15 protein-coding genes are annotated in these 16797 nt (G+C 43.7%); 10 read left to right on the top strand and 5 right to left on the bottom strand.

Annotated elements, in window-relative coordinates; all coding sequences use genetic code 11:
• The first annotated feature begins 7 nt into the window (after nucleotides 1-7).
• From DDT91_RS13445 to DDT91_RS13410, 8 genes are all read left to right on the top strand, one after another.
• The gene (locus tag DDT91_RS13445) at nucleotides 8-625 is read left to right on the top strand and encodes a TetR/AcrR family transcriptional regulator (protein ID WP_187176712.1); all 618 of its coding nucleotides are present in this window, start codon (nucleotides 8-10) and stop codon (nucleotides 623-625) included.
• 54 nt (nucleotides 626-679) lie between these two features.
• A complete protein-coding gene (locus DDT91_RS13440; protein ID WP_187176711.1) occupies nucleotides 680-2032 on the top strand; it encodes a TolC family protein in 1353 nt (450 codons plus the stop codon).
• 84 nt (nucleotides 2033-2116) lie between these two features.
• Complete coding sequence (locus DDT91_RS13435; RefSeq protein ID WP_187176710.1) at nucleotides 2117-3163, top strand: efflux RND transporter periplasmic adaptor subunit; 1047 nt, start codon at nucleotides 2117-2119, stop codon at nucleotides 3161-3163.
• Nucleotides 3163-6198, top strand: coding sequence for an efflux RND transporter permease subunit (locus DDT91_RS13430; RefSeq protein WP_187176709.1), 3036 nt, complete (start codon nucleotides 3163-3165; stop codon nucleotides 6196-6198). The genes DDT91_RS13435 and DDT91_RS13430 overlap by 1 nt, the downstream gene beginning before the upstream one ends.
• A gap of 4 nt (nucleotides 6199-6202) precedes the next feature.
• On the top strand, nucleotides 6203-6451 hold the full coding sequence (locus DDT91_RS13425; protein WP_187176708.1) for an acyl carrier protein: 249 nt from the start codon (nucleotides 6203-6205) through the stop codon (nucleotides 6449-6451).
• A gap of 127 nt (nucleotides 6452-6578) precedes the next feature.
• Nucleotides 6579-7253: a CAP domain-containing protein gene (locus DDT91_RS13420; protein WP_187176707.1), complete on the top strand. Its 675-nt coding sequence runs from the start codon at nucleotides 6579-6581 to the stop codon at nucleotides 7251-7253.
• An 88-nt stretch (nucleotides 7254-7341) separates the two neighbouring features.
• Nucleotides 7342-7710 (top strand): hypothetical protein, encoded by a 369-nt coding sequence (locus tag DDT91_RS13415; protein ID WP_187176706.1) that lies wholly within the window; start codon nucleotides 7342-7344, stop codon nucleotides 7708-7710.
• Between the two features lie 88 nt (nucleotides 7711-7798).
• Nucleotides 7799-8875, top strand: coding sequence for an MBL fold metallo-hydrolase (locus DDT91_RS13410; protein WP_255502113.1), 1077 nt, complete (start codon nucleotides 7799-7801; stop codon nucleotides 8873-8875).
• Nucleotides 8876-8927: 52 nt separating this feature from the next.
• On the opposite strand, the gene DDT91_RS13405 is transcribed toward DDT91_RS13410, so the two are convergent.
• The 4 genes from DDT91_RS13405 to DDT91_RS13390 are packed head-to-tail and all read right to left on the bottom strand — an operon-like array spanning nucleotide 8928 to nucleotide 13136.
• The gene (locus DDT91_RS13405; RefSeq protein WP_187176705.1) at nucleotides 8928-9713 is read right to left on the bottom strand and encodes an AAA family ATPase; all 786 of its coding nucleotides are present in this window, start codon (nucleotides 9711-9713) and stop codon (nucleotides 8928-8930) included.
• 60 nt (nucleotides 9714-9773) lie between these two features.
• Complete coding sequence (locus DDT91_RS13400; RefSeq protein ID WP_187176704.1) at nucleotides 9774-10361, bottom strand: Maf family nucleotide pyrophosphatase; 588 nt, start codon at nucleotides 10359-10361, stop codon at nucleotides 9774-9776.
• Nucleotides 10342-11640 carry a DUF1015 domain-containing protein gene (locus DDT91_RS13395; protein ID WP_187176703.1) on the bottom strand — a complete coding sequence of 433 codons (1299 nt, stop codon included), beginning with the start codon at nucleotides 11638-11640 and terminating at the stop codon, nucleotides 10342-10344. Before DDT91_RS13395 ends, DDT91_RS13400 begins: the two co-directional genes overlap by 20 nt.
• Nucleotides 11640-13136, bottom strand: coding sequence for an acetyl/propionyl/methylcrotonyl-CoA carboxylase subunit alpha (locus DDT91_RS13390; protein ID WP_187176702.1), 1497 nt, complete (start codon nucleotides 13134-13136; stop codon nucleotides 11640-11642). The genes DDT91_RS13395 and DDT91_RS13390 overlap by 1 nt, the downstream gene beginning before the upstream one ends.
• Before the next feature lie 181 nt (nucleotides 13137-13317).
• Between DDT91_RS13390 and DDT91_RS13385 the strand changes: the two genes are divergently transcribed.
• On the top strand, nucleotides 13318-14568 hold the full coding sequence (locus tag DDT91_RS13385) for an aminotransferase class I/II-fold pyridoxal phosphate-dependent enzyme (RefSeq protein WP_187176701.1): 1251 nt from the start codon (nucleotides 13318-13320) through the stop codon (nucleotides 14566-14568).
• A gap of 102 nt (nucleotides 14569-14670) precedes the next feature.
• Nucleotides 14671-14847: a histone H1 gene (locus tag DDT91_RS13380; RefSeq protein ID WP_187176700.1), complete on the top strand. Its 177-nt coding sequence runs from the start codon at nucleotides 14671-14673 to the stop codon at nucleotides 14845-14847.
• A gap of 69 nt (nucleotides 14848-14916) precedes the next feature.
• Here DDT91_RS13380 and DDT91_RS13375 read toward each other — a convergent pair whose 3' ends face one another.
• A complete protein-coding gene (locus tag DDT91_RS13375; RefSeq protein ID WP_187176699.1) occupies nucleotides 14917-16755 on the bottom strand; it encodes a M1 family metallopeptidase in 1839 nt (612 codons plus the stop codon).
• Between the last annotated feature and the right edge of the window lie 42 nt (nucleotides 16756-16797).

Below are 16797 nucleotides of genomic sequence, written 5' to 3'. Positions count from 1 at the left end.
ATCAATTATGGGAATTTCAGATCGAAAAGAACGAGAACGAGAAGAACTTCGTGATAGAATTCTGGTAGCGGCAAAGGCACTTTTTCTCGAAAAAGGATTTGAAAAAACCTCCATACGAAACATCGCCGACCGGATCGAATACAGCCCCGGCATTATTTATCACTATTTCAGAGATAAAAACGAGATCTTTCATGCCTTGCATCAGGGAGGATTTTTGCAGTTGATGGAGCGAATGAAAGTCCTGACCTCAGTCCGAAATCCAATGGAACGACTTAAGGCAATGGGAAGTATTTATGTAGAATTTGCCTTAGAAAACCCTGATATGTATGATCTTATGTTTATCAAGGAAGCGCCCATTGATCACGTTTTCAACTCCGAGCACGATCAGTGGAAAGAAGGCGGTGGAACATTCAATTATTTACGGTCCACTATCGATGACTGTATCAGAGAAGGACATTTCTCTGGACATGACAGCGAAGCACTATCGTACCTCATCTGGTCCACGGTTCACGGAATGGTTTCCCTCAGCATACGCAAGCGCTGCGAGGTGGTACTTCCCATCCGGCAGGACAAAATTGTGGTAGATGGATTGGAAGAGTTTTTCAAAATCCTGGATCGACTTTAAAAAAATTTAACTAATTATTAAACAGTGTTTAAAATTTTAACATCGGCTAATAAAATGAAAAAAGGCATTCTTCTTTTTTTGGTTCAGTTGATATTCAGTCTTTTTCCTAAAGCACATTCCCAAACCGTATTGATGCAATACATCCAGGAAGGAATTGAAAACAACCTAGTTCTTCGTGAAAAAAACATTGAACTGGAGCGAAGCTTGCTGGCCTTGAAAGACGCCAAAAGCTATTTCCTTCCTGCCCTTGATTTCGGCGCGAGCTACACCTTGGCACGAGGAGGCCGTACGATTGACTTCCCAATTGGAGACCTGCTCAACCCGGTATATTCCACACTAAACCAGCTGACCGGAACCAATTCCTTTCCCCAACTGGAAAATGTGTCTGAGCAACTTCTCCCGGACAATTTTTACGATGCACGATTCCGGGCTTCCATGCCGATAGTCAATACCGATCTGAAATACCAAAAGCAGATTCGTGAAAAGCAGGTGTTGCTATCAGAATACGAGCTCAAAATCTACCGGGCTAATCTTATTCAAGACATCAAATTGGCCTATTACAATTATTGCACGGCCTTCACAGCAATAGAAGTCATCCAAAGCAGCAAGGGACTGGTCGAGCAAAACCTAAAGGACAACCAATCTCTGTTGGCCAATGGAAAAGGGCTTCCCTCTGCTGTATTGCGGGCAGAAAGTGAAGTTGAAAATATCAATGCGCTATTGATTGAGGCAGAAAGCAGAAAGAGAAATGCTGCTCATTACGTCAATTTTCTACTCAACCGACCGATAGATTCTGAAGTGATTTTTGAGGAACAGAAGGCCAACTTGGCAGAACTTTCCATCTTGATGGAAGAGGATGATCTCAGTTCCAGACCAGAACTGATGCAAATTCAAACCGCGGAAAGTATTCAGGAGACTGCACTCAAAGCAGGGAGAAATTATTGGGTACCCAAAATGAACACTTATGCAGACATGGGTTCCCAAAGTTTTGATTGGGCATTTGACCAAAATTCAAGGTATCTCCTATGGGGGGTCAACCTCAACATCCCGGTTTTCCAGGGAGGAAGAAACCGAAATCAGATTTCCAGAAGTGAGTTGGGATTGCAATCCATCCAAAACCAAAAAGACCTCCTTAGTGATAAGCTAAATCTTGACCTCCAGATCACCAAAAACGAAGTCAAAACCAACCAAGCAGCCCTTCGCTCAGCAGAGAAAAAACTAGAATCTTCTGCAGCCTATTTCCGGCTCATTGACCGCGGATTTAAGGAGGGTGCAAATTCTCTCATAGAATTCATCGACGCCCGGAATCAACTGACCCAGGCTTCCTTACAAAAAACCATCAAGTCCTATGACTTGCTCAAGTCCCTTGCCCAACTCGAACGCCAACTCATTTTAGAAAACTACTAAGTCAGAATTGATAGGGAAGATAGCCTCTTTTCCTAAAACTATTTCTCTGAGGCATTCTATGTGTCTGCATAAAATCAAATCAACATGAAATACTTATCTCTTTCATTTTCACTATTGGTCTCGGCTTTTCTTTTCGCCTGTGGCAAATCCGAAACTGCTCCGCAAATTTCCTCCAAAGGAGCTGCCATCCCAGTAAAAGTAATCGGAATAAAGGCAGGTAGCTTTATCTCTTCCATTTCTGCAAGTGGAAATTTTTCCACCAAAGATGAAACACTGCTATCCTTTAAGGTGGGAGGAATCGTTTCCAAAATCTATGTACAAGAAGGTGATCCTGTCAAAAAAGGACAAATCTTGGCCACTCTGGATCTGACCGAAGTTCAGGCAGGATTGAATCAATCTAAGCTGGCATTTGAAAAAGCCAAGCGAGACTATGAAAGGGTCGGCAGATTGTACCAAGACAGTGTGGCTACGCTGGAACAATTCCAAAACAGCAAAACGGCTTTAGATATTGCCGAGCAACAGCTCAAAACTGTCGAATTTAACCTTTCTTATGCCCAAATCCGCGCAACTCAAAATGGATTTGTCCTTAGGAAATTCGTCAACCCTGGGCAACAAGTTTCTTCAGGTGCCCCCATCATTCAGATCAATGGGGCAAACCAAGGGAACTGGGTGCTCCAAGCTACAGTGAATGATCAAAACTGGAGCTTGATCTCCCCAGGAGATCAGGCAGTGATATTCGCATCCAATTCTTCAGACAGCATTCCGGGAAAAGTCATCCGGAAAAGTCAGGCTGCTGATCAGGTAACCGGAGCCTATTGGGTGGAAGTGGCACCTGAGGATACCAAAAACCTTAATCTTGCCTCTGGGATGTTTGGCAAAGCTCTGATTCAACCGGCTCGGACCACTCAGGGATGGCAGATTCCTTACGAAGCCATTTTGGATGCCCAAGGATCAGAGGGTTTTGTCTTCGTCACCGATGATGGCAAGCAGGCGAAAAAAGTCAAAGTAGTCTTGGGAAAAATTTCCCCTCATTCAGTACAAGTCTTATCAGGACTGGAAAATCACACTACGTTAATCGTGGCGGGCAGTGCCTACCTGACAGATGGTTCCACTATTCAAATCACAGACTGATGAAGATTTCTGAATTTGCAGTCAAAAACTACCAATTCACGCTGGTCATTTTTTTAATGACTGTAGCGGTGGGGCTGACGACTTTTTTTAATATGCCCAGAAGTGAAGATCCGGTGATCGAGGCACCACAGTTCCCTGTGATTGTAATCTATCCCGGCGCAAGCCCCGAGGATATGGAAGAGCTGGTGGTAGATCCTTTGGAAGAAGTAATTTATGGGCTGGAAAACATCAAGCGGGTCAAAACCGAAATCAAAGATGGAGTCGCAGTTCTCTTTGTAGAATACAACTACAACGAGGACGTCAATGAAAAATATCAGGAGTTGCTCAGAGAGGTCAATACACTTAGGCCGGATCTACCGGAGGATATTTTTTCAATCAAAATCAACAAGGTCAGGCCCTCTGATGTGAATATTCTGCAGATCGCCCTAATCAGTGAAAATGCCTCACGAGATAATCTGAAAAAGTTTGGCGAGCGCTTGCAGGATGAACTGGAAAAAATTACTGAACTGAAAAAAGTCAGTCTCTTTGGACTACCGCAGCAAATCGTCCGAATAGACTTGAAGCTGGATAAGATTGCCGAGATGAATATTCCACTGAATGCAATCATCGGAAGCATCCAAAGTGAACTGAGTAACATTCCCGGGGGGCAAGTGGAGGCTGGAAGCAAAAACTTCAATGTCAAAACCAGCGGAAATTATGGGTCAGCTGAAGAAATCGGAGAAACAATTGTCTTTTCCTTTCAGGGAAAAACCATCCAACTTAAGGACGTAGCCGAGGTCAGGTATGACTTTGAGGAAACCCAGCACATCACTCGTCTAAATGGCTATCGGTCGATCTTCGTGACAGCAGCCCTGAAAGAGGGAAACAACATTTCTGCTGTTCAGGAAAAGTATCTCCAAGCCATCGAGAAAGTCAAATCCGAATTGCCCGATAACATCGATCTGATCACTGCCTTTGATCAGGCCAACTATGTCAATCAACGGCTCAGCGGTTTGGGAACTGATTTTTTGATTGCGATTGCCCTGGTGTTCATCACCCTTTTGCCATTGGGAAATCGTGCCTCCATCATCGTTATGATCTCGATTCCCCTTTCTCTTGCGATTGGTTTGGTACTACTCAATGCATTGGGCTATGGGCTTAATCAGCTCAGTATTGTCGGTTTGGTCGTTGCCTTGGGTCTTTTAGTAGACGACAGCATTGTCGTGGTCGAAAACATCGAGCGCTGGATTCGGGAAGGATTTTCCAAAAAAGAAGCCGCACTAAAAGCCACCAAGCAAATCTCCCTTTCGGTGGTGGGATGTACCGTCACGTTAATCATTGCCTTCTTGCCTTTGGTATTCCTTCCGGAAGGATCAGGAGATTTTGTCCGAAGCCTACCTATGGCAGTCATCATGAGCGTGTTGGCCTCCATGCTGGTTTCATTGACTATCATTCCCTTTCTTTCCACTTGGATGCTCAAGGACAAAGGAGCCGATCATTCGAATAAGATTTTTGACCTGTTTCAAAGAGGAATACACCTCAGCTATGCACCTATGCTGGAGAAGGCACTCCAAAGGCCTGTACAAACTTTACTGATAGCGGGTGTAATCTTCTTCTTGTCATTGGGTCTTTTCCCGGTAATTGGGTTTAGTCTTTTTCCTTCATCGGAAAAGCCACAGTTCCTTGTCAATATTACCACTCCCCTTCAATCTAGCCTAAATACGACCAATGAGGTAACCCAAAAAGTGGAAGCTGAATTGAGCCAAATTCCCGAACTGATGAATTTTGCTACCAATGTGGGAAAAGGAAACCCAAGAATCTACTACAACGAGATTCCTGAAAATGAGCGGACGGATTATGCTCAGATTTTTGTTCAATTGGCTCCCAAGACTGCTCCGCCCCGCAAAATGGAGATCATTGAAAGTCTGAAGGATAAATTCTCGGGTTTTGCAGGGGCTAAAGTAGAGGTAAAAAACTTTGAGCAAGGACCTCCAGTGACCGCACCGGTAGAGGTTCGACTTTCAGGTGAAAATCTGGATACCTTGAGAAGCCTAGCCTCTAAGGTGGAGCAACTGATTCAAGAAACTCCCGGGACGATTTACATAAACAATCCTGTCTCCAATCTAAAAACAGACATTCGGGTAGCCATTCAAAAAGAAAAAGCACGCCAATTGGGAGTGAACATTGGAGACGTTGACCGAACAGTTCGATTAGCTTTGGCAGGGTTGAACTTGGGTTCTTTCACCGATCCCAATGGAACAGAGCGGGATATTTTGCTCACGTCTCCCCGATCAGAAAAAGCCTCTCTGGAGAATTTAGAAGGGCTTTATGTCACCAATCAGCAAGGGGCAGGAATTCCACTTTCCCAGATTGCAACACTTCAATTGGAAAGCAGTACCCTAACGATCGATCATTACAATAAAACGCGCACGGTTTCAGTATCTGCTTTTGTGGATCAAAACTACCTCACAGACCGAGTGATACAGGAAGTGATCCAAAAAATGGAAAATGTGCAGTTACCTGAAGGCTACTCCTTCAAAATTGGGGGAGAATATGAAACCCGACAAGAATCTTTTGCCGGCTTCAATACAGTGATTATTGTTACAGTCTTCCTTTTCATTGCCGTTCTAATTTTGCTGTTCAAAACCTTCAAAAGTACCATTATCGTTTTATCAGTAATTCCCCTTGGAATGGTAGGAGCATTGATAGCACTCTGGATTACAGGAAATTCCCTTTCTTTTGTAGCGATTATCGGTCTTATTGCGTTGGCAGGAATTGAGGTAAAGACCTCAATTTTGTTGGTCGATTTTACCAACCAATTGAGACAAGAGGGAAAACCTTTGGACATCGCTATCCGTGAAGCAGGAGAAATTCGGTTTCTTCCCATCGTTTTGACCACAATTACCGCAATTGGAGGATTGATTCCAGTTGCATTGAGTACCAATCCGCTGATCTCGCCTCTTGCCATTGTGCTAATTGGTGGATTGATCAGTTCTACTTTGCTGTCCAGAATTGTTACCCCTGTGATGTATAAATTATTGCCACCTAAAGTTTGAAAACATGAACCAACACTTCTCTCAATTAAAAAAAGCCGTGGAAGTCTTTCACTCTTACGGCATCTCTCTCGCTGGTCAAAGAAAAAACGACCATTTCATCCAGCAACTTCACATGGATCCAATCTTTGTCAATGGCTTGATTTTCGAATTGGAATACAACCTACAAGTGATGATTCAAGATGAAAAACTAAGGGGAGCTTGTACTCCAAAAGAACTGATCAGGGTTTTGCTGGATATTCCACAAGAAAATTAACAAATGGCTGGCTTCTTCTTGAAGACCAGCCCTTTTTGTGAATCTCTCTACAGACTTTGAAGAATGGAAGAAAAGAATTTTTCATTTCTAAAAAATATTCCTTCTCAAGCAGCGTCTTTTTTGGGTGATGCATTGGAAACTGTTTTTACTATTGGCTTTGACTTCAAGTGCTGCATTTGCGCAGCTTAAGCCGGACTCTTCTTTAGACCATTACCAGTTGACTTCAGCTGCTTTTTTCAAAAGCCAATCCCTCCATCAAGCGATTGACTTTAAAAAAGTCGATTATTCATTGCTTCAAGCGGCAATTTTTTTCTTTACAAATGAAGAACGAATCAAGGCTGGACTTCCTTCATTGCGTCATTCGAAGGAATCACAGCTTGCTGCAAATGGACATGCTCAAGACATGGTTTCTCATAACTTCTTCTCACACACCAGTCCCATCCGTTTTAGAAGAACTCTTCGTGACAGGTTAAACAGACAAGGCACCAATCCCAAATACATTGGAGAAAACATCATCAGCTTACACGGAATTCAATACCAGGAAGGTAAAAAAATAGGAAAACCAACTGTCCCGGGAGAGTTTAACTACCTCCAAACCTCAAGAAAAGAGTCCATCCCACCCCATACCTACTATTCCTTTGCCCAGAAAGTCGTACAGTTATGGATGAATTCCCCAGGGCATCGACAAAACATCCTTAATCCTCTGTTTACCCATCTTGGATGCGGAGCTCAAGTGTATTTTGATTCCAATTTTTATCAAATGCCCTACTTTATGGCGGTTCAGAACTTTATAGGAAAGTAGCTTTGACAAATGTCAAAAAAATAGGCTAGACTATTTCTCAAAAGCCTTTTTTCTAATTTCAACCTATACTAATCAACAATTCAAACCCATGAAAAAAATTACCCTTATTTGCCTTTTGCTCCTTTTTGGAGTTTCTGCTCATTCTTTAGCACTCCAATCTGATGACTTCTTTGTAGGTCAATGGGACGTGGAGGTCAAAGACACTCCAAACGGCACCGTTAAAGTGGTTCTTTCCCTTGAGCGTGTGGATGGAAAATTGAGTGGCAAATTTGTCGATGCCACTACAGGAAGAGAAACCAAAATCTCCCAGATCAACGAGCAGGAAAAGAGCATTACGCTTTACTTCTTTGCCGAAGGTTATGATCTCTATTTGACGTTAAAGCCGGAATCCGAAGACCAAGTAAGCGGTTCCTTAGCCGACTCTTTTATGGTCTCTGGCCAAAGGATAAAAGGTTAAATGAAATGGAGGCGGTTTTTACCGCCTTTTTCTTGGTGGGTCAAACTTTCAAAATAAAAGTCCTGTTATGGACATGAACTGAACCGCTATGAAAAGAAGGAAATTTCTGACGGGCCTGGCAGGCGTGGTGCCGGTCGGCGCCTTGATGTATCACCTTAATTTAGAAGAAGAAATCACCTTGAGTCACACCTTCAATCCCAAACTCCCCTACGAAAAAAGGCCAAGTGACTGGAAAGGAACTCCCGTTAGAAGTGACGGCACTTTTCAAAACCTCCATTATCCTTTCCAATCCAGTCTGTATTCGGTTCTCAAATGGAAACTGAAAGAAAATCCACAGGCTGAAGAAAAGAAAAAAGACACAAGGAGATTGGAAGTCGAACAGGTGTCTGACTTTAATGCATCAGGAAAAGATCAACTGATCTGGCTGGGTCATGCAAGTTATCTCATAAAAGTGGCTGGTGTTACCATTTTAACAGATCCTGTTTGGTTGGATAATTGGGTTCTCAAACGATTTTCCTCTCTCCCATTTGATCCCGAGCAAATCCGAGACATCGACTACATCTTGATCTCTCATGATCACCGTGATCATTGCGATGAGGCTACCCTAAAGCTTCTGGGTCAACTGGTACCCCGTGCCAAGGTATTGACTGGACTTAAAATGCAATCCCTTTTGAAGCCTTGGCTACCCAAAAACAGCATCCAAGAGGCTGGCTGGTTCCAATCTTATGACCTCAAAGATTCCCTTCGGATCACTTATGTACCTACGCGGCACTGGTCAAGAAGAGGCTTGGCAGATACCAATCAGAGACTTTGGGGTGGTTTTTTTATCGAAAGTACAGATCGATCTTTTTATTTCATGGGAGATTCAGGATATGGACCCCACTTCAAAATGATTGCTGAAACCCTTGGTTCGCCTGATCTGGCCATGATGGGTGTTGGTGCATTTAAGCCGGAATGGTTTATGCACCCAGTACACGTGAGTCCCATGGATGCAGCTAAGGCTTTTCGCGAAATGGGTGCAAAAAGTTTCGTCCCTATGCATTTCGGGACATTTGATCTTTCAGATGAGCTATTGTTGGAACCGCTGGACTGGTTGAAAGCCAATCCGGAAGAAGTCAACCATTCCCTGGTAGTACCTACGATTGGCAGAAACTTGCTTGGATAAAAAATGACCGTAAGTCCTAATCAAAACTATTTATTAAGGGCTTCAAACTGAGTCAGAGAAATCTCAGAAAAGCCTCCGGATTATTCAGAAAGCTTTTCATGATGGTAAAATGTTCCGTGTCTTCCACCTCCACTTTTCTGACTTGATCCTCAAACTGATAAATCATGGCATCGGGCAAGCACATCAAAATAGGTGAATGCGTGGCGATGATGAATTGACAACCTTCATTCGTAGCCAAATTTTTGATCAAGGAAAACAAAGCAAGTTGCCGCTGAGGAGAAAGCGCCGCTTCCGGTTCGTCGATCAGGTAAATTCCTTCCGGTTGAATTCGGGATTGTAATACTTTCAAAAACCCCTCTCCGTGGGATACTTGGGTGAGGTCTCCATATTTCCGTTGCATAGCATCTTTTTGACCATGGATTGCACCCACCGCTACTTTGAGTCCATAGCCACTTAGATTTTTTTCAAAATCCACAATATCTCCTTTCAACTCCTGATCGAGATTCTTCAGCCTTTTCACAAAGCCAAAGTAATCCTCCGCTCTGAAGAAAAATCCCCGGTAAGCTTTGCTTCTCCATTTGGAGATCATTCCTTCACTGAAAGCGCTGAATCCTGTCAAAGTATCGTCTTGTTCCAACTCCAAACTTCCGATAGCCGGGAGATTTATTTTCAAAGCCAAAGCTTTAAGTAGCGTGGATTTTCCACTTCCATTTTCTCCAACCAATACCGTTATTGGGTTTTCAAAACTCAGTTGATCAAGATTCCTGAAAACCGGGATGGTAAACGGAAACGTGTTTGGATTCCCTTTGGGTAGAAGGACACTTTCAAGGTAATACATGGTCAATCAAGCATTTAAAAGGTTTTTACCTTGATTCAAAAGGAAAGCCACTTTATTCTATCACCATTTTTTCAACTGCTGATACACCAAATGCTGAGGAAATCCCATCACCGTGAAATAGGACCCTTCTATACTACTAACTCCCACAAATCCAATCCATTCTTGGATCCCATACGAACCCGCTTTGTCAAATGGACGATATCTTCGGATATAATGCCAGATCTCATCCTCTTCCAAAAATCGAAAAGTAACCTTGGTTTCATCCTCCAAAGTCACCCGCTTTTTATGGTCTTTAATTGTCACTGCTGTCATCACGGTATGGGTGGCACCGGATAGACTTTTGATCATATCAAATGCTTCCCTTTCCGAATGCGGTTTTTCCAATAAATGTCCATTTTCGATAACAACTGTATCTGCGGTGATCAAAATATCATTTTCTTTCAACTCATGAGGAAAACTGTCCGCCTTTAGCTTGGACAAGTACGCAGCAGCATATTCGGCCGGCAATTCAGGGGGTACAGTTTCATCCACAGGATGCACAATGACTTCAAAATTGACTTCCAGGCCTCTCAGTAACTCTTGCCTTCTTGGGGAATTGGACGCCAAGATGATTCTTTTATTTTCTAATTTACTTAAAAAAGGCTCCATACTCATAGTCAAATTCTTCCTGCTTGATACTTCCAAAAATCAAACCACCCAAGGCTTTGGGATAGAAATACGTAGACTTCTGCGGCATCACCTGTCCTGACTTGCAGACCTCCATGATCTGATCCATTTCCAGTTCCCGGGTAATGATCGCGAATGTAGCTTTTCCCCCTCTCACCTCACGGATACAGCGGGAAAAATTTCTTTCAAATGCCAACTGTTCGGACTTGCGCTGCGCTTCTTCATCCAAGCCAAGAATCTTTTCGAAAAGGATATGATGCAAAATCACCAAATCCAGATTTCGGAGCACCTCAGGCAAATCCGGTCTGACTTGATCGAATTTCTCAGGTCTGAATTTGATCACAAAGGCTTCGTCTTCCCAAACCAAACCAAAGGACCATTTTCGTTGAAAAGAATAAGTCGAAAGCTCTTCTGCGTCGCCAAAGTTCCTGACTTCAAACCACTCCATCAGCTTTTCGAAAAACTCCTTTTTTGAAAGATCCAAACCATAAAATAGTCGGTGAGTAGGGAGAATAGTCAAATGATTACCATGCACATTGGTCAGATACATCAAATGGTAATCTGAACCTTTCCATTTCGCATTCGGGAGATTGCCCTTTTGTTGCTTTCTGTATTCGATGGCACCTTCCAAGCGATGATGACCATCGGCCAGAATCACCTTTTTATCCTTGAGCAATTCCAAAAACCTGGAAATAACAGCCGCATCATGGATTACTGCCAACACTTCTCTGACACCCTGATAATCTTCCAGCTCGTAAAGAGGACTGGCCATCGCTGCATCCATATGAGCTTCCAGCTCATGGCTTTCATCTTCATAAAGCCCATGTGTCGGACTCACTTGGATCTCCGTCGCTTTTAGCAGATCTATCCGATCATTGACTGCAGACACGATGGTGTTTTCATGGCGGAGAATGACTTCCTCCGACCAATCATATGCTTTGATCTGAGCGATAAATCCCTTTCTGCAGCGTTCCTCATGTTCGCCAGGTAGTCTGAAATACTGATAGTACACATAAATCCCCGGAAGAGGATCCTGCACGATAATTCCTTCAGACTTCCATTTTGCTACAAGTTTGGCGGCATTTTGATGAGGAAATTCTCCTTGAGGGACTGATAAATGAATGCTGTTCAGCGGATTTTGGTAAAGCAACTCACGCTGTTTGGCTGATACCACATCAAAAAGAGGAGCCGTAAGCTCCTCCAGATTCTTGCCAAGTTCTTCGTTGTATCGCCAGGCTTTTAGAGGTAATATTTCTGCCATCAGATCAGTCTGTTTTTCCAGTTGGTCGAAGGAAGTGTTCTCATTGCCTCTTTGGGTTGAATTCGGTGTTCCTCCCGTTCATAAAATTCCACAGCAAGCGCTGCCAACATCTCTTTTTCTTCTTCGGTAAATACAGGTTCCAGCTTGTCCGGTGTGAAATATCGTTCGACAAACTTGGTGTCAAATTGCCCTGATACAAAAGCTTCATGCTGCAAAGCAAATCGACAGAAATCCAGCGTGGTTTGAATCCCTGTGATTCGGTAATCGTTGATGGCACGGATCATTTTATCGATGGCCTCCTGACGATTGGCTCCATGTGTAATCAGCTTGGCAATCATCGGATCGTAGTAGATCGGAATATCCATGCCCTCTTCAAACCCATCGTCCACCCGAATGCCCGGTCCTTGAGGTCTTCTGTAGGTGACTAATTTTCCGATATCGGGAAGAAAATTGTTTTTTGGATCCTCTGCATACACGCGGATTTCTACGGAATGCCCGTGGATTTTCAAATCCTCCTGAGTAAAAGACAAAGAGTGGCCTTCAGCTATCAAAATCTGCTCTCTTACCAAGTCCTTGCCCGTGATCATCTCCGTGACCGGGTGCTCCACTTGAAGGCGGGTATTCATTTCCAAAAAGTAAAAATTAAGCTTATCATCCACGATAAACTCGACCGTGCCCGCTCCATAATAGTCACACGCTTTGGCAACACCCACCGCTGCCTCACCCATGGCTTTTCTCATTTCAGCAGAAACCACAGCTGAAGGCGCTTCTTCGATCACTTTTTGATGCCTGCGCTGAATAGAACATTCCCGCTCAAAAAGATAAACTGTATTTCCATGCTGATCTCCCAAAACCTGGATTTCAATATGTCTCGGAGAGGTGATGAACTTTTCGATGAACACTGCTCCATCGCCAAAAGCCGACTGCGCTTCAGAAACTGCTCGTTGCATTTGCTCTTCAAATTCCGCCTCCGATTCCACGATACGCATCCCCTTACCGCCACCTCCAGCAGAAGCTTTGATCAGAATGGGATAGCCTATTTCAGCGGCCTTAGCTTTAGCGGCAGCAATATCAGAAATAGCTTCCTCCGTACCCGGCACCAAGGGAATATTGTATTTGGCAACGGCTTGTTTGGCTGCCAATTTGGACCCCATCACTTCAATGGATTCGGGCGAAGGCCCTACGAATAGGATACCGGCCTCTGTTACCTTCTTGGCAAACTCGGCATTTTCAGAGAGAAATCCATATCCCGGATGGATGGCATCCACCTGAAGATCTTTACAAGCTTGAATGATTTTATCTGCCACCAAATACGACTGGTTGGATGGAGGAGGCCCCAATAGTACCGCCTCATCTGCAAACTTGACGTGGGGAGAAAGTCTGTCTGCTTCGGAATATACCGCCACAGTGGAAATGCCCATTTCTTTGGCTGTCCGCATGATTCTCAGTGCGATTTCACCACGGTTGGCGACCAAAAGTTTATTGATTTTTGCCATGTTTTTCTAAAGTTTTTTGGGTAGACCTTAAAGATCCGAGACGAAATAAGGAAAATATTCTGAGCTTTTTGGAGTCTGCTTTTTGATAAAAACAGTTTTTTGCTTCAAAGGTAGAATAGTCTTATTTTTGGCGGATTTTACAGAAAAGTCACAGTACCACACACACTAAATTCAAACTACTTTGGATCTATTTGCAAAATTAAAAACGAACATGGGGCCGCTGGGCAAACACTCTGAGTTTGCAGACGGCTATTGGTCATTTCCCAAATTAGAAGGCGAGATCGCTCCAAGAATGAAGTTTAAAGGTAAAGAAGTTCTTACCTGGAGCTTAAACAATTACTTGGGCTTGGCAAACCATCCGGAAGTCCGAAAGGCCGATGCAGACGCTGCCGCAAAATGGGGTGCAGCCTATCCTATGGGCGCACGAATGATGTCCGGCCAAACCAACCTTCATGAACAATTGGAGGATGAATTGGCTGCATTCGTTGGCAAAGAAAAATCCTACTTGCTCAACTATGGCTATCAGGGAATCATGTCCGTCATTGATGCCATTTTGGACAGAAAAGATGTTGTGGTCTATGATTCCGAATGTCATGCCTGTATCATCGATGCCTTGAGAATGCACTTGGGCAAAAGATATGTTTTCCCTCACAACGATATCGAAAGCTGCGAAAAGCAACTGGAAAGAGCCACCAAACTTGCTGCTGAAACCGGCGGAGGCATATTGGTGATCACCGAAGGCGTGTTTGGAATGACCGGTGACCAAGGTAAATTGAGAGAAATCTGTGAGCTGAAGAAGAAATATGATTTTAGACTTTTGGTGGACGATGCACATGGGTTTGGCACACTCGGTGAAACCGGTGCAGGAGCTGGCCAAGAGCAGGGAGTACAGGATCAGATCGATCTTTACTTCTCTACTTTTGCTAAATCCATGGCGTCTATCGGTGCCTTTATCGCCGGAGATGCAGACGTGATATTATACCTGAGGTATAATATGCGTTCTCAGATTTTCGCCAAATCACTTCCCATGCTTCTGGTAGAAGGTGCTTTGAAGCGCCTGGAACTGATCCGTACGCAGCCTCAGTTGAAAGACAATCTTTGGAAAATCGTACATGCGCTCAGAAAAGGGCTCCACGAAAATGGATTCAGCACTGGAAAATCCAATTCCCCGGTGACTCCGGTAGTTCTCAATGGTACCGTCGGTGAAGCGGCAGCCCTATCCATGGATTTGAGAGAAAACTTTGGAATTTTCTGTTCAGTAGTGATTTATCCGGTGGTACCTAAGGGTATGATTATCTTAAGATTAATTCCTACTGCTGTTCACACGTTGGAAGATGTGGAAGAGACCGTGAAAGCTTTCGCAGCGGTGAAAGACAAACTGACTTCCGGCATTTACAAGAATTCTGAGTTGGCTCTTTCTTTCGGAGAATAAAAAAATTCTCAAAAAAAATGGCCTCTGGGTTGAAATAGAAAGTATTTGGGCTATATTGGTTCTCAATAAACTTATCATCAACCTAAAAAATAAACTTTTACTATGAGCAGATTCAGTGAAGTAAAAAATCTTGTAATGAGCTTGGAAGCTGACTTCGAAAAGTTCTACGACAAAGGAAATCAGGCTGCCGGTACGAGAGTTCGTAAAGGCATGCAGGAATTGAAAAACCTAGCACAAGCTATCCGTACAGAAGTACAAGATAAAAAGAACGCTGGTTGATCTAAACAATAAAAAAAGGTGGTTCATCAACCACCTTTTTTCTTTTGATCAAACTGTTAAAGTGGGGCCTTAAAACTCCACTTTATTATTTTCAGGCTGAATATCAGCCATTCTTTTGCTTGGATCGATTTCTACCGATTTGATTTGTGAAGATGGCTTTTCCAACTGAATGGTTTTCGTCAGATTAGTCCATGGCCAAGCTTCCGTCATCACCCGCTTTGGCATTCCGGCTTCTTCCGGTTTTTCTCCCCTCATGATGACCAAAGGCAAATAAACCGTCTCCTTGCTACCGTCTTTGTATGTGATGACCAAGTCAATAGGCATGGGCATCAGTCCCAGTCTTTCCAAGGTGATGCTTGTTCCTGTGCCTGAAGCTTTGACTTCTTTTACTCCGTAATCAATCGTTTTTGTAGTGTAAACAAAATACTCTTTATACCAATCCAACTCCATCCCACTCTCTTTTTCCATGACTCGGACGAAATCATTGACATTAGGGTGCTTAAACTGCCAGGTATTCCAATACCTAAGCATTCCCTTATTCCTGGCTTCCTCTCCGATCACATAACCAAGCTGGGCTAAAAACACAGCTCCTTTGGAATACGCTGCGGTACTGTAAGCTGAATTCAAATGAAAATGGTCGGCATGGGTGGATAGAGGTTCCTCCTGTCCAGATTTTACCAATCTGAAATAACCTGAATAAGAGCCTCGATGTGGCTGATCGCTGGGCTGGAAAATGGCTGACATTGCCAATCCTGAGGCGTAAGAGGTAAATCCTTCATCCATCCATGGGTATAAAGACTCGTTGGTCGCTAATACACCATGAAACCAGCTGTGTGCCAGCTCATGAACCATCACTCCCACCAGGCTATTCAAAGGACGCTGACCTGTGATCAAGGTAGACATCGCATATTCCATCCCTCCGTCTCCTCCTTGTACCACAGAAAATTGCTTGTACGGATATTGACCAAAATGCTTGGACAAGTAGTCGATTGCCTTGGGTGTATACTCTTTTAGCTTTTCCCAGTTTTCCGTGGTCTTTTCACCCGGAATGTAGAAATGGTGCACCGTGATCCCGTTTGACATTTGAATTTTGTCATGCTTGTATTTTGGATCAGCACCCCACATAAAGTCGTGAACTTTGGGTGCCACAAAGTGCCAGGTCAGCGTATTTCCTTTAGGAACAGGAACTTTTACACCGGCATCTTCATAGCCGTAACCGATCTCATTGGGATTTTGAAGATAGCCCGTTCCACCGATTACATAGGATTTATCGATTGTGATTTTCACGTCAAAATCACCCCAAACCCCATAAAACTCCCTGCCAACATAAGGGTTGGCATGCCATCCTTGTTCGTCATAGTTAGCCATTTTGGGATACCATTGAGACATGGAATAGCGTACCCCTTCTTCACTGTCCCGACCTGATCGTCTGATCTGCAAAGGAACTTGGCCTTCAAATTCCATTTCAAAAGTGACTGTAGAATGGGGCAAAATGGGCTCTGACAAATCCACTTCCAGGACGGTCTCTACTTCCTTGAACTTTACAGCCTTTCCATTCATAGTGAGAGATTTGGCATGCAGGTATCCGATTTCTTCAGGTTTGAGTTTGGAAATACGATCTTTCACCCGTGGATCCGGATCTGCAATAGTCCTGGACCTGACGTCCATCATACTGCCCGGCTGAAACGCGTTGTAATACAAATGGTAAAAAACTCTGGTAAGGGTGTCGGGAGAATTGTTGGTGTAGCTGAGCACCTGAGTTCCAGAATACTGATTGGTTTTCACATCCATCTGGACATCCATTTTGTAGTCTACCGCCTGCTGAAAACGTCCATTCTGGGCCAAAGCAGCAGAGCCTTCCACAAAAAGAAAAAGCCCAACCAATGGCTTCATCCAATTTTTAATCATATCGATACTTTTTTTTCTTAAAGAAAACTAAAAGTCCTACCT

Source organism: Algoriphagus sp. AK58, assembly GCF_014324365.1.
Lineage (GTDB): Bacteria > Bacteroidota > Bacteroidia > Cytophagales > Cyclobacteriaceae > Algoriphagus.
Note: the sequence above shows the minus strand (reverse complement) of the source record. Positions and strands in the feature narration are given on the sequence as shown.

What these genes read in the sequence shown, in the direction of transcription:
- DDT91_RS13445 (WP_187176712.1), top strand. Translation starts at nt 8, where the DNA reads ATGGGAATTTCAGATCGAAAAGAACGAGAACGAGAAGAACTTCGTGAT.
- DDT91_RS13440 (WP_187176711.1), top strand. Translation starts at nt 680, where the DNA reads ATGAAAAAAGGCATTCTTCTTTTTTTGGTTCAGTTGATATTCAGTCTT.
- DDT91_RS13435 (WP_187176710.1), top strand. Translation starts at nt 2,117, where the DNA reads ATGAAATACTTATCTCTTTCATTTTCACTATTGGTCTCGGCTTTTCTT.
- DDT91_RS13430 (WP_187176709.1), top strand. Translation starts at nt 3,163, where the DNA reads ATGAAGATTTCTGAATTTGCAGTCAAAAACTACCAATTCACGCTGGTC.
- DDT91_RS13425 (WP_187176708.1), top strand. Translation starts at nt 6,203, where the DNA reads ATGAACCAACACTTCTCTCAATTAAAAAAAGCCGTGGAAGTCTTTCAC.
- DDT91_RS13420 (WP_187176707.1), top strand. Translation starts at nt 6,579, where the DNA reads ATGCATTGGAAACTGTTTTTACTATTGGCTTTGACTTCAAGTGCTGCA.
- DDT91_RS13415 (WP_187176706.1), top strand. Translation starts at nt 7,342, where the DNA reads ATGAAAAAAATTACCCTTATTTGCCTTTTGCTCCTTTTTGGAGTTTCT.
- DDT91_RS13410 (WP_255502113.1), top strand. Translation starts at nt 7,799, where the DNA reads ATGAAAAGAAGGAAATTTCTGACGGGCCTGGCAGGCGTGGTGCCGGTC.
- DDT91_RS13405 (WP_187176705.1), bottom strand. Translation starts at nt 9,713, where the DNA reads ATGTATTACCTTGAAAGTGTCCTTCTACCCAAAGGGAATCCAAACACG.
- DDT91_RS13400 (WP_187176704.1), bottom strand. Translation starts at nt 10,361, where the DNA reads ATGGAGCCTTTTTTAAGTAAATTAGAAAATAAAAGAATCATCTTGGCG.
- DDT91_RS13395 (WP_187176703.1), bottom strand. Translation starts at nt 11,640, where the DNA reads ATGGCAGAAATATTACCTCTAAAAGCCTGGCGATACAACGAAGAACTT.
- DDT91_RS13390 (WP_187176702.1), bottom strand. Translation starts at nt 13,136, where the DNA reads ATGGCAAAAATCAATAAACTTTTGGTCGCCAACCGTGGTGAAATCGCA.
- DDT91_RS13380 (WP_187176700.1), top strand. Translation starts at nt 14,671, where the DNA reads ATGAGCAGATTCAGTGAAGTAAAAAATCTTGTAATGAGCTTGGAAGCT.
- DDT91_RS13375 (WP_187176699.1), bottom strand. Translation starts at nt 16,755, where the DNA reads ATGATTAAAAATTGGATGAAGCCATTGGTTGGGCTTTTTCTTTTTGTG.